Origin of the sequence: Arthrobacter sp. SIMBA_036 (assembly GCF_046535135.1) — a bacterium.
GTDB lineage: Bacteria > Actinomycetota > Actinomycetes > Actinomycetales > Micrococcaceae > Arthrobacter.
Genome location: NZ_JAWRXG010000012.1, coordinates 60,946 through 73,644, shown reverse-complemented (window position 1 = coordinate 73,644; position 12,699 = coordinate 60,946). Strand labels below are relative to the sequence as shown.

The 12,699-nt window shown below is 63.5% G+C and carries 13 protein-coding genes; all 13 read left to right on the top strand.

What is annotated here, in order from left to right; all coding sequences use genetic code 11:
• Positions 1-70 precede the first annotated feature (70 nt).
• Positions 71-1,537, top strand: a complete 1,467-nt coding sequence (locus tag SB659_RS16165; RefSeq protein ID WP_410551057.1) for a protein adenylyltransferase SelO — start codon at positions 71-73, stop codon at positions 1,535-1,537.
• A gap of 350 nt (positions 1,538-1,887) precedes the next feature.
• Positions 1,888-2,622, top strand: a complete 735-nt coding sequence (locus tag SB659_RS16160) for a response regulator transcription factor (RefSeq protein WP_284980002.1) — start codon at positions 1,888-1,890, stop codon at positions 2,620-2,622.
• Positions 2,609-3,832 carry a sensor histidine kinase gene (locus tag SB659_RS16155; protein ID WP_410551056.1) on the top strand — a complete coding sequence of 408 codons (1,224 nt, stop codon included), beginning with the start codon at positions 2,609-2,611 and terminating at the stop codon, positions 3,830-3,832. The genes SB659_RS16160 and SB659_RS16155 overlap by 14 nt, the downstream gene beginning before the upstream one ends.
• Positions 3,819-5,366 carry a molybdopterin-dependent oxidoreductase gene (locus SB659_RS16150; protein WP_410551055.1) on the top strand — a complete coding sequence of 516 codons (1,548 nt, stop codon included), beginning with the start codon at positions 3,819-3,821 and terminating at the stop codon, positions 5,364-5,366. The genes SB659_RS16155 and SB659_RS16150 overlap by 14 nt, the downstream gene beginning before the upstream one ends.
• Positions 5,367-5,491: 125 nt before the next feature.
• Positions 5,492-6,712, top strand: coding sequence for a gephyrin-like molybdotransferase Glp (gene glp / locus SB659_RS16145; protein ID WP_410551054.1), 1,221 nt, complete (start codon positions 5,492-5,494; stop codon positions 6,710-6,712).
• Complete coding sequence (moaC, locus tag SB659_RS16140) at positions 6,700-7,233, top strand: cyclic pyranopterin monophosphate synthase MoaC (protein ID WP_410551053.1); 534 nt, start codon at positions 6,700-6,702, stop codon at positions 7,231-7,233. Before glp ends, moaC begins: the two co-directional genes overlap by 13 nt.
• The gene (locus tag SB659_RS16135) at positions 7,230-7,730 is read left to right on the top strand and encodes a molybdenum cofactor biosynthesis protein B (RefSeq protein ID WP_410551126.1); all 501 of its coding nucleotides are present in this window, start codon (positions 7,230-7,232) and stop codon (positions 7,728-7,730) included. Before moaC ends, SB659_RS16135 begins: the two co-directional genes overlap by 4 nt.
• Positions 7,720-8,175 carry a molybdenum cofactor biosynthesis protein MoaE gene (locus SB659_RS16130; protein ID WP_284980007.1) on the top strand — a complete coding sequence of 152 codons (456 nt, stop codon included), beginning with the start codon at positions 7,720-7,722 and terminating at the stop codon, positions 8,173-8,175. Before SB659_RS16135 ends, SB659_RS16130 begins: the two co-directional genes overlap by 11 nt.
• A gap of 51 nt (positions 8,176-8,226) precedes the next feature.
• Positions 8,227-8,985: a 4-hydroxy-tetrahydrodipicolinate reductase gene (gene dapB / locus SB659_RS16125; protein ID WP_284980008.1), complete on the top strand. Its 759-nt coding sequence runs from the start codon at positions 8,227-8,229 to the stop codon at positions 8,983-8,985.
• A gap of 3 nt (positions 8,986-8,988) precedes the next feature.
• On the top strand, positions 8,989-9,477 hold the full coding sequence (locus SB659_RS16120) for a hypothetical protein (protein WP_284976606.1): 489 nt from the start codon (positions 8,989-8,991) through the stop codon (positions 9,475-9,477).
• An 88-nt stretch (positions 9,478-9,565) separates the two neighbouring features.
• On the top strand, positions 9,566-9,901 hold the full coding sequence (locus SB659_RS16115; RefSeq protein WP_284980009.1) for a hypothetical protein: 336 nt from the start codon (positions 9,566-9,568) through the stop codon (positions 9,899-9,901).
• Positions 9,902-9,981: 80 nt separating this feature from the next.
• The gene (gene dapA, locus SB659_RS16110) at positions 9,982-10,893 is read left to right on the top strand and encodes a 4-hydroxy-tetrahydrodipicolinate synthase (RefSeq protein ID WP_284980010.1); all 912 of its coding nucleotides are present in this window, start codon (positions 9,982-9,984) and stop codon (positions 10,891-10,893) included.
• A 27-nt stretch (positions 10,894-10,920) separates the two neighbouring features.
• Entirely contained in the window at positions 10,921-12,612 is a 1,692-nt protein-coding gene (locus SB659_RS16105) for a ribonuclease J (RefSeq protein WP_284976609.1), read from the top strand.
• Positions 12,613-12,699: the final 87 nt, after the last annotated feature.

Below are 12,699 nucleotides of genomic sequence, written 5' to 3'. Positions count from 1 at the left end.
CCGATTGCTGTCCCAATTCGCGGCAACGAATGGGCGAATCATCTCCAAATCACAGCGAGAAGGATGAACCATGACGGCAGCAGCCGAGTCCACTGTCACTATTGACGGCCGTTTCGCCCGCGAACTGCCCGAACTCGCCGTCCCTTGGCAGGCCGAGGAAGCGCCGGGCCCCGAGCTCCTCGTGCTGAACGAGGCCTTGGCTAAGGACCTGGACCTCGACCCTGAGTACCTGCGCAACCTCGAAGGGGTGCGGTTCCTCGTCGGGAACCACGTTCCCGACGGTGCCACGCCCGTGGCACAGGCCTACGCCGGCCACCAGTTCGGCGGCTATTCGCCCTTGCTCGGCGACGGACGCGCCCTACTTATGGGTGAGGTTACCGATCGCGCCGGACGCGTCCTCGACATCCACCTGAAAGGTTCGGGCCGCACGCCCTTCGCCCGTGCGGGAGACGGCCGGGCAGTCCTCGGGCCTATGCTGCGGGAGTACCTCATCAGTGAGTCGATGCACGCGCTGCGCATCCCCACCACCCGCTCGCTGGCCGTCGTCGCAACGGGGAGGCAAGTCCGCCGCAGCACTATGCTGCCCGGCGCGGTCCTGGCGCGGGTAGCGGGCAGCCACCTGCGCGTCGGTAGTTTCCAATATGCCCGGGCAACTGAAAACATGGACCTGCTGAAACGGCTGGCAGACCATGCCATCAGCCGGCACTACCCGCAGGATGCCGAGGCGGAAAACCCCTACCTTGCATTGCTCTCGTCCGTCGGCGCTGCACAGGCAGCCCTGGTGGCGCGCTGGATGCTGGTGGGATTCGTGCACGGGGTCATGAATACGGACAACATGACCATCTCGGGGGAAACCATCGACTACGGCCCGTGTGCGTTCATGGACGCGTTCAATCCTGCCGCCGTCTACAGTTCCATCGACGTCAGCGGACGCTATGCCTACGCCAACCAGCCTGTGCTGGCCGAATGGAACCTTGCCCGCCTCGCCGAGGCCATATTGCCGCTCATCCACGAGGACCAGGAGAAGGCCGTGGCTCCGGCAATGGAGGCGCTCGGCGGGTTCCGCGAAAACTACAGCAAAGCCTGGTCCGAAGGTATGAAGGCCAAACTCGGCCTCGCAAGCGGCGCAAAAGAAGACATAGCCGCGTCCAGTCTGGTCGATGACGTTATTGCCATCCTGAAAGACGGCCCGGTGGATTACACCCTGTTCTTCCGGCGCCTGGGCAAGGCCGCCCGCGGAGACCTCGGTCCCGTGCACGGGATGGTCCTTGACCTTGCGGCCTTTGACGCCTGGGCGGAGCGGTGGCTTGCGCTTGAACCCGACGCGGAACTGATGGACAGTGTAAACCCGGCGTATATTCCCCGGAACCACCTCGTGGAAGAGGCGCTTGCAGCGGCTACGAATGGAAAGCTTGCTCCGCTGCACGAACTTCTCGTGGCCGTCACCGAGCCCTTTACCGAGCGTCCCGGCCTGGAACGATACGCGGAGGGCGCGCCGGAGGATTTCGGCAACTACTCGACTTTCTGCGGAACCTGACCTGGCCGAGGAACTCTAAAAACCAGGACGGAGGTTCTTGCCGGTCCATGCGACGTCGGACGCGTTCTCCACATCGAACGGTTCGACCAATGTCAGCCGTACCGTCCCTTAGTTTTTGCTGAATCTGTTCCTCGAGGTGATCTCTTCGCGCCAGGCGGGCCAGGGATGGCCGGGCTGCGCTGGCCCTTCCACCCCGGTAGCCGGCAACTCCTGAACCAAGGCCGGCATCGGCGCCCGGGACGTGACCATTCGCCGCTGTAGCGCTTCGAAGTCCTTACGGAATTCGTACACTTGCCCACTTGGTGCCCGCAGCGCGTGCCGAGGCACCTTCGCGTACCTATGCTGAAAGCGTGACCACACATGCGGCGGTATCGGCGGATCCGGGAAACCGTCGGATCCTTTTGGTAGAGGACGAACAGACCATCGCCGATGTTGTCCGCGGATATCTCTTCAAGGCCGGATTCCAAGTGGATGTCGCGGGGGACGGGTTCACCGCGCTGGCCCTGGCAGCGGAACGTAAACCGGACTTGGTGATCCTGGACAGGATGCTTCCCGGCTTGGACGGAGTTGAGGTGTGCCGGCGGCTGCGCCTGAGCATGACCGTCCCGGTGATCATGGTGACCGCCCTGGGGGCAGAAGAAGATCGCGTCCTGGGCTTGGAGATGGGTGCTGACGACTACGTCACCAAACCCTTCTCACCCCGGGAACTGGTCCTGCGGGTGAAGTCCGTATTGCGCCGGAGCATCAAGGATTTCGCGCCTGAACCTCCGGTGGAAGCCGGCGGAATCGAACTCGATCCAGCGGCCCGCACGGTCAAGCATCACGGCACGCCCTTGGCCCTGACCGCCCGGGAATTCGATCTCTTGGCATTCCTCATGCGGCGGCCAAACCAGGTATTCAGCAGGGAAGACCTCATCAAGGCCGTGTGGGGCTGGGACTTCGGAGACCTTTCCACGGTGACGGTGCACGTTCGCCGCTTGCGGGAAAAAATTGAGGTCAACCCCACCAAGCCCGAACTCATCAAGACCGTGTGGGGCGTCGGTTATCGCTTCGAGGCGAAAGGATCCGGGCATGCAGGGCAATGAACTCGTCACGATCCTCGCCTGGGTCCTGCTGTGGGCCGTGGTGATTGGAGCAGGAGCGCTGGCGCTGCTGCGGGCACTTGGCAGGGCTTCGGTGCTGACCCAAATTTGCCTCGTGGTCCTGGCCACCGTAGCCGTCCTGGTGGCCGGCATGGTCAGCGCCTTCAACGCCATGTTCATCTCCGCCAGGGACCTCGAAGTCATGTGGTACATCCTGGGCATGGCATCGGCGGTGGCTGTTTGCTTGTCCCTCATGCTCGGGGCGGGCGTTTCCCGCAACGCCGCCAAGCTGGTGGAGTCCGCGCGTCGCCTGGGCCGGGGTGAAACACTCGATTCGGGCGTCGAAGACCGCCGTAGGCCCGTTCCGGCCATGACGTCAGAACTGGCAGAGCTCGCCACCGAATTGGAAGCAAGCAGCCGCAACTTGGCCGAGTCCCGGAAACGTGAAGCGGCCATGGAGACCGCGCGCCGGGAGCTGATGTCCTGGATCTCGCACGATCTGCGGACACCCCTGGCGAGTGTGCGCGCCATGACCGAAGCGCTCGAGGACGGCATGGCCACCGATGTCCCTGGCTACTACCGGAAAATCATCGGCCAGACCGAACAGATGACGGCCATGGTCAACGATCTTCTGGAACTGTCCAAAATCCAGGCCGGGAGCCTCCTGCTCCGGGCTGAGGCCCTGGATCTCTATGACTTAGTCAGCGACGCCATCTCAGACCTCACACCCTTGGCCGCGCAACGCGGTATCAGGCTCGACGGCGGCGGCAACAGGGAGTGCATGGCGGTGGCCGATGGACCCAGCCTGGCCCGCGCCGTGAGGAACGTGCTTCACAACGCCATCCTCTACAGCAAACCGGATACTGATGTCCATGTCAGCGTCGGGAGCGATGACGGGAACGCAGTGGTTTCAGTGCAGGACCATTGCGGTGGCATTCCGGCGGAGGATCTGCCGCACCTGTTCGAAACAGGCTGGCAAAAGGATTCGTCGCGCAGCAGTTCCGACCCCTTGCAAGGACGCTACAACGGGGCCGGAATCGGACTGAGCATGGTGGCGGGGATCGTGAAGGCACATGGCGGGGCGGTCGCCGTCCAGAACGTCGACGGCGGCTGCCGCTTCGTTTTGTCCCTTCCCACCACACCACCGACCCGAAATGCGCGGCACCTCGAACCACCCACCACTGCCCGGGAGGCACTTCATGAACAGGCCTAGGTTGTGGGCCGCGGCCGCTGGCCTCGCCGCCGGTGCAGCCGGAGTCGCCGTCGGTGAGCTGGTCGCCGGCCTCCTGAGCCCGTCAGTTTCGCCGGTAACAGCCCTCGGCGGCGCAGTGATCGATGCTGTGCCGCCAGGTGTCAAGGATCTGGTGATCCAACTCTTCGGCACCTCGGACAAGGCCGTACTCATCGTTTCCATCGTGGTAGTAGCCGCTGTCCTCTCAGCGCTGGCCGGCATCCTGGAGCGTCGTCGGGCGGGCCTGGGCCTGGCACTGGCTGGACTGGCAGGGATCGCCGGGCTGACCGCCGTCGTGACCCGTGCGCAGGCCACCACGCAAGCGGCCTTCGCGCCGATCGTTGCCGCCGTGGTGACGATGTTGCTGCTCCGGGCGCTGATCCGGCGGCTCGCCACCTGGACCCCGCGCCCGCCCGCACCGGGAATGGAAGCTCACGCCCCGGCGCCCATTGCGCGGCGCAGTTTCCTGAACACCCTGGCGGGAACGTCCATCGCCGCCGTCGTTGCCGGAACCCTCACCACCGTGATGACGAGGGCCACAGCGGCTGCCTCCGGGTTTCGGAGTTCCCTGGCACTCCCGGCGCCGGCAACAGCAGCGCAAGCCATCCCGCCGGGGGCGACCTTGCCCGTGGACGGTATCAGCCCGCTCGTCACCCCGAACCGGGACTTTTACCGCATCGACACCGCTTTGACGGTGCCGGGGATCGATCCGCCTACCTGGAAACTCAAGGTCACAGGGATGGTGGACCGGGAAGTTGAACTCGATTTCGCCACCCTCTTGACCAAGCCCATGACGGCCCGGCACATCACCATAGCGTGCGTTTCCAACGAGGTAGGCGGAGATCTGATCGGCAACGCTTTGTGGCTCGGATGGCCCGTCCGGGAACTCCTGGCCATGGCCGGACCCAAGGCGGGAGCAGACATGGTGCTCTCCACCAGCAGCGACGGTTGGACAGCCGGCACGCCTTTGGAGGCCTTGACCGACAGCCGGGATGCGCTCCTGGCCGTAGGAATGAACGGTGAACCGCTACCCCTGGAGCACGGTTTCCCCGTCCGGATGATCGTGCCTGGGCTCTATGGTTTTGTCTCTGCCACCAAGTGGCTCACGGAGCTGAAAGTCACGCGGTTCGCCGATGACATCGGTTACTGGACGCCGCGCGGATGGAGTGATCACGGACCCATCAAGACCGAATCACGGATCGATGTGCCACGCACCGGCCGCAGTGTCCAACACGGCAGGGTGCAGTTCGGTGGAGTTGCCTGGGCCCAGCACCGGGGGATCGAGCGTGTAGAGCTGCGGACCAACCGTGGACCATGGCAACAGGCGACCCTTGCCAGCGCGATTTCCACGGACACGTGGTACCAGTGGCAATGCAGCTTCGACCTCGGCCCCGGTGACTACGAAGTCCAGGTGCGCGCCACCGATTCCACCGGCACTGCGCAGACCGAAGACCGGGCTCCTGCGGCCCCGGACGGTGCTACGGGCTACCACACCATCAATCTCAAAGTGACCTGAAAGAACTGTGACCCGAAAGAACAGTGACCTGAAAGAACCGTGACCTGAAAGAACCTTGACCCGAAGAACTACGCTGGTTACGTCCGGACCCTAACGTTGAGCCGGCATGCCGCAGGAGGAAAACCGTGCCCAGAAGCGTCCAGGACCATCGCCAGGCAGTAGTGGACCTCTTATCGGGGATCTCCGGGTCCAAGGGCGCCCAGGACCTGCCGTTGCTGGAAGCGCTGGGCGCAGTGCTCGCCGTGGATGTCCGAGCGCCGTTGTCGCTGCCGCCATTCGCGAATTCCCAGATGGACGGTTTTGCGGTGCGCTCCCAGGACATTCCCGACGACGGCGCGCAGCTCAGTGTCGCTGAACCGGTCCCGGCAGGTGCGGTGCCAGCACCGCTCCGCCCCGGCTTCGCCGCACCGATCATGACCGGGGCAATGATCCCCGAGGGGGCAGACGCCGTCGTGCCCATCGAAAAGGCGACGCCGGACTCCTTTCCGCGCCCTGAAACAACCGACGCCGTGGTGCAGCTGCCGCCAGTGAAACCGGGCACCTACGTTCGGGGCGCGGGAAGCGACATCGCAGCAGGCACCGTGGCCCTCGCCGCAGGCACTTTGCTGGGCCCCGCCCAACTCGGCCTCCTGGCGGCCTTCGGAATGACGACCGTCCAGACCCGTAAGCCCTTGCGCGCGCTCCTGGTCACCACCGGAGACGAAGTGGTGGAGCCGGGGCAGGAGCTCGCAGCAGGAAAAATCTACGATTCCAACGGAACCCTCTTGGAAGCTTCCATGCGCCAGGCGGGCCTCGGAGTAGTGAGGGCCGGAATCAATGACGACGATCCCGGCAGCCTCCTGCGGCTGCTGCGCCGGCATACGGGAGCTTCGGAGGACCCGGTGGATCTGATCCTCACCACCGGGGGAGTGAGCAAGGGCGCCTATGAGGTGGTCCGCCAGGCCATGGCGGCCCAGCCCGTGGAGTTTGTGCATGTTGCCATGCAACCCGGGGGGCCGCAAGGCTTGGGCACGTTCGACGAGGTGCCGTTCCTGGGCTTCCCGGGTAATCCGGTCAGCTGCCTGGTCTCTTTCGAAATGTTCCTCCGGCCCGCGTTGTCCTTGGTTCACGGCGCCCCGGCACTGCGGACGTCCCGGACTGCACGCTTGGGGGAGAGCCTGACCTCTCCACAGGGTAAGCACCAGGTTCGACGCGGCACACTGCAAGGGGACGGTTCAGTCCGCTTGGAAGGCGGGGAAGGTTCCCACCTGGTCCACGCGCTGGCCCGTTCCAACGCTTTGGTGCACATCCCCGGCGATGTCACAGAACTTCCCGACGGCGCCGAGGTGGAAGTATGGATGCTGTGAATCAACATCCCGAAAACCCTCCCGGCCTGACCCACCTGCGGCATGACGGCACCGCCCAGATGGTGGACGTGTCCGGGAAGACCGAGACAACCCGCGAGGCAACTGCCACCGCGACTGTCCGGAGCACGCCCGACGTCCTGGCCCTGCTTGGCGCAGGCGAGCTGCCCAAGGGCGATGCGCTCGCGGTGGCCAGGGTGGCGGGGATTATGGCCGCCAAGAAAACTCCTGAGCTCATTCCGCTGTGCCATCCGCTGCCCCTGGCCAAAGTCACCGTGGACTTTGAATTGTCAGCCGACGCGGTCCGGATTCTGGCGAGCGTGAAGACCCGGGGAGTTACCGGCGTGGAAATGGAAGCGCTGACGGCAGTGTCCGTTGCCGCGCTCAGCATCTACGACATGATCAAAGCCGTGGACAAGCATGCCGTTTTGACCGACATTCTGGTCCTCGCCAAGAGTGGCGGAAAGAGCGGCGATTGGTCGCTGGACGCCGAGCAGCCCGCGTCACCCGAGCCCCGCTCATGAACGCCTGCGAGCCGCACCACGGGCCGCGGAAGGCCGGCGTCGTGATTGCCTCCACCCGCGCGGCGGCGGGCCTTTACCCGGACGAGACCGGTCCGGTCATCCAGGATTGGCTCACCGAACACGGCTTTACCACGTTCCCCACCATGGTGGTTCCCGACGGCGAACCGGTGGGCGCTGCATTGAGGGCGCTCCTTACGCAGGATCCTGTGGTGGTGATCACCAGCGGAGGTACCGGCCTCAGCGCCGACGACCGGACTCCCGAGATGACGTTGCCGCTACTGGATCGGCATATTCCCGGCCTCATGGAGGGCATCAGGCGGGCAGGAGTTGCCAAAACACCCTTGGCGATGTTGAGCCGTGGCCACGCCGGCGTTTCGGGGAAGACCTTTATTATCAACCTCCCGGGATCCCCGAAGGGTGTCATGGATGGACTGGCCGTCCTTGACCCCGTGATCGGGCATCTCTGCGAGCAAATGGAAGGAAGTCATGGGCACTGAAACGGACTTCGAAGTCCTGAACGCCGTGCTGAGTGCCGAGCCCATCTCCGTGGACCAAGCGGTGACAGCCGTTGAATCCGACACCGCCGGGGCAGTGGTCAGCTTCAGCGGCGTCGTCAGGAATCACGACGGCGGCAAGGCAGTGGAGCGGTTGAGCTACAGCGCCCATCCCACGGCGCACAAGGTCATGTCCGACGTCGTGGCGCAGCTCGTCGCCGAGCACCACGGAGAAGCCGAGCAGCCCGTCCGGATCTGGGCCGCACACCGGATCGGCATGCTGGAGATCGGCGATCCCGCGCTGGTGTGCGCCGTGGCCGCAGCACACCGCGGCCAAGCGTTCGCGGTGTGCTCGGAGCTCGTGGACCGGATCAAAGCGCAGGTCCCCATTTGGAAGGAGCAGTTCTTCGCGGATGGCTCCGTGGAATGGGTTGGTGCGGGGCAGTAGCGTCGGGTCACGGTTCCAGCCGGCGGGTAGCCCGGCGGTAGGGTTAACGCCATGACCGAACAACTTGCTGTTGCAGTACTTGGCGCCAACGGACGCATGGGACGTGAAGCTGTCAAGGCCGTCGACGCAGCTGCCGACATGAAGCTCGTGGCGGCCCTGGGCCGCGGAGATTCCCTGGATACACTTCTCGACGCCGGTGCACAGTATGTTGTGGACCTCACGGTTCCGGACACCACCGAGGCAAACGTCCGCTTCGCCGTCGAGCATGGCATCCACGCTGTGGTGGGAACGACCGGGTGGGACGCGGACCGGTTGGCATCTTTGCGGAAACTGCTGGAAGCCCACACCGAAACCGGTGTCCTCATTGCACCCAACTTTGCCTTGGGGTCAGTGCTGGCTTCGGCGTTCGCCGCCAAAGCCGCGCAATACTTCGAGTCAGTGGAAATCATTGAATTGCATCACCCAAACAAGGTCGATGCTCCGTCCGGCACCTCCGTCCGCACCGCCCAACTCATCGCCCAAGCCCGCCAGGAAGCTGGAGTTCCGATCAGCCCGGACGCTACGGAGTCGTCCCTGGAGGGGGCTCGCGGTTGCGATGTCGACGGCGTGCGCGTCCACAGCGTGCGACTCCGCGGCCTCGTGGCACACCAAGAGGTCCTGTTCGGCGGGCCGGGGGAGCAGTTGACGCTCCGCCACGATTCCTTCGATCGAGCCTCGTTCATGCCCGGCGTGTTGCTGGGATTGCGCCAGGTTTCGTCCCACCCCGGCCTGACCGTTAGCTTGGACGGCTACTTGGATCTGGGGCTCTAGGACATGGGGAACTTCTGGAGCGTGCTGAAGAAAAACCGCACCAAAGTGTGGGTCGGCGCCATCACCCTGTTACTCGTGCTGTATCTGGTGGTGTCCCTGCAGCGTTCAATCCTCCTGCTTGGCGATGCCAACCTCATTGCCAAGGCAATCGGTGCCGCTTACCTTGTCCTGCCCCTCATCGGCGCGTGGGCGATGATCCGCGAGCTCCTGTTCGGTGCCAGGACTGAGCAAATGGCCAAGGTCCTGGAGGCCGAGGGTGGTTTGCCGGTCGACGAGCTGCCCCGGACACCTGCGGGTCGGATAGTACGTGCGGCCGCCGACGCCGAGTTCGAGAAGTACCGTGCGGAGGCGGAGGCAGCGCCCGGGGATTGGCGTTCGTGGTTCCGTTTGAGCTGCGCCTACGACGCATCAGGGGATCGGAAGCGGGCGCGGGAGTCCATGAGGGATGCCGTCAGGCTCTTCCGGTCCCAAGCAACGACGGCTGGACGGTAGCCTCAGCCGAAAGCGCCCCCTTCCTTTCCCCGGTTCCGGACTTTGGATGAGCCTTGTGTTCGAATATATGTTCGAATAGCATTGCTGCATGAGTGATGTAGCCAAGCTGCCCGAAGGCCTCCATGAGCCGATGAAAGCCATGAGTCCGGGAGTGGTTGACTTTCTGTTCCGGCAACTCGTCACGGGTAAGTCCCCGGAAGACACCCAGTGGCACCGGGAGGGCAAAGTGCTTGCCGAACAGGAGCCCGGGGCAGAGTTGGCGCGCCGCTTGTCGGAAACGGACCTGGACTCCCTGACGCCGTTGGAACTTTTCGAATACGTCAGGGCTGCGCAGCGCCTGGTCGGCTGGGCCGAGCACCTCAAGGAACGGGCCGTGGAGCAGTATTGTGCCGGCCATCCCGGTCGGCGGACAGTCACCCCGTAACCCCTGCCCAACAGCCTGGATGAGTACCATCACACGGACCCATTCTTCTAACATGCCCCGGACAAGGTAACGTTTTTCCTATGTCTGACTCGCACGCCCGCATTCCCGCCCTTGGTACCCTGCTGACCGCCATGGTTACTCCGTTCACCGAGGACGGCAAGGTGGATTACCACCAGGCCGCGGCCCTTGCGGAAAAACTCGTCGAGGACGGTTGCGATGGCCTGGTGGTCACGGGCACCACCGGCGAGACGTCCACCCTTACGGACGACGAGAACCTGGGCATGTTCCGCGCAGTCAAGGAAGCTGTCGGTGGCAAAGCTGCCATCATCGCGGGGACCGGGACCAACGACACGGCGCACTCCGTGCATCTCTCCCAGCGCGCTGCCGAAGTCGGCGTCGACGGCCTTCTCGTGGTTACCCCTTACTACAACAAGCCGAGTCAGTCGGGGCTTCGTGCGCACTTCGAGGCTGTTGCCTCATCTACGGACCTGCCGGTGATGCTGTACGACATCCCGGGCCGTTCATCGGTGGCGATCGCACCCGAAACCATGATCGCGTTGTCCAAGCACCGGAACATCGTGGCCGTCAAGGACGCCAAAGCCGATTTCGCCGCCGCCACCCGCGTCATGGCCGAGACGGATCTGGTGTTCTACTCCGGCGATGACGGATTGACGCTGCAGTGGATGGCGCTGGGGGCAGTGGGGCTCGTAGGTGTGACCACCCATGTTGCCACGCGTCGCTTCCGTGACTTGGTAGACGCCATGAACGCCAGTGACCTCGCCACAGCGCGAGCCATCAATTTTGAATTGGAGCCTGTGGTCCGTGCAACCATGACCCGGGTCCAAGGCGCAGTAGCCGCCAAGCAGATTCTCAAGTGGCAGGGAGTCCTGCCCAACTCGGTTGTCCGTTTGCCCCTCGTGGAGCCGGACGAGGCCGAGATCGACACCATCCGCGGGGATTTGGCCGAAGCCGGAATGGACTTCTCTGTCTAGGACCGTTTCGCCGGAAAGTAGCAAAATATGACCCAAACCGCCCTTCCTGGACTGGTTACTCCGCCTAAATTGCCGAAAGGTACGTTGCGGATAGTTCCGCTTGGTGGACTGGGAGAGATCGGCCGCAACATGGCTGTCTTCGAAATCGACGGCAAGTTGTTGGTGGTTGACTGTGGCGTGCTCTTCCCTGAGGAGACCCAACCCGGAGTCGATTTGATCCTGCCCGATTTCTCGTACATCGAGGACCGTCTGCAGGACGTCGTTGGAGTTGTGCTGACGCACGGCCACGAAGACCACATTGGTGCTGTCCCGTATCTTCTGCGCCTGAAGGCTGATATCCCGCTGATCGGGTCCCAGCTGACCCTCGCGCTGGTCGAGGCAAAGCTGCAGGAACACCGGATCAAGCCGTACACGCTGACCGTGACCGAGGGCCAGGTGGAGCAGTTCGGGCCGTTCGAATGTGAATTCGTTGCTGTCAACCACTCCATCCCGGATGCCTTGGCGGTCTTTATCCGGACCGACGGCGGAAACGTCCTCCATACAGGCGACTTCAAGATGGACCAGTTGCCGTTGGATGGCCGAATCACCGATCTCCGGCACTTCGCCCGCTTGGGTGAAGAAGGCGTGGACCTTTTCATGGCAGATTCCACCAATGCCGACGTGCCCGGGTTCACCACGGCCGAAAAGGAGATCGGTCCCACTCTGGATCGCCTGTTCGGCCAGGCCAAGAAGCGCATCATCGTGGCGTCTTTCTCGTCCCACGTGCACCGTGTACAGCAGGTGCTGGATGCGGCTGCAAAGCACAACCGCAAAGTCGCGTTCGTGGGCCGGTCGATGGTGCGCAACATGGCCATTGCCGCCAAGCTCGGCTACCTGGATGTGCCGCCAAACATCGTGGTGGACATCAAGAACATTGACACTATGCCCGATGACCGTGTGGTCCTCATGTCCACGGGTTCCCAAGGTGAACCCATGGCTGCGCTTTCCCGCATGGCCAACGGCGATCACCGCGTGGTCGTAGGCCAAGGCGATACCGTGATCCTCGCCTCCAGCCTGATTCCGGGTAACGAGAATGCAGTCTTCCGCATCATCAACGGACTCCTGAAGCTCGGCGCTGACGTAATACACAAGGGCACGGCAAAAGTCCACGTCTCCGGGCACGCCGCAGCAGGCGAACTCCTTTACTGCTACAACATTCTCGAGCCGCTCAATGCCATGCCGGTCCACGGCGAAACGCGGCACCTCATTGCCAACGGCAACATTGCGCTGGAGTCAGGAGTGCCGTCCGACGGCATCATCCTCAGCGACAACGGCACCGTGATCGACCTGAAAGACCACGTGGCCAACATTGTGGGCCAAGTGGAGGTGGGCTTCGTTTATGTGGACGGGTCCAGCGTGGGAGAAATTACCGACGCCGATTTGAAGGACCGCCGCATCCTGGGCGATGAGGGATTCATTTCCATCATCACGGTCATCAACAGAAACACCGGAAAGATCGTGTCCGGACCGGAAATCCACGCCAGGGGAGTTGCTGAGGACGATTCCGTCTTTGACGAGATCATCCCCAAGATCAATGCCGCCCTCGAAGAAGCGGTACTCAACCACGCGGACCACACTACCCACCAGTTGCAACAGGTGGTCCGGCGAATCATTGGCACCTGGGTCAACCGCAAGCTCCGCCGGCGTCCCATGATCATCCCGGTGGTCCTGGAGGCGTAGTCCTCAGTAACCGGTCTGCGGGCATGGGCCGTCCATGCCATTGAACATGTTCCCCAAGGGGGCCTGAAATCCCCGGATTTCAGGCCC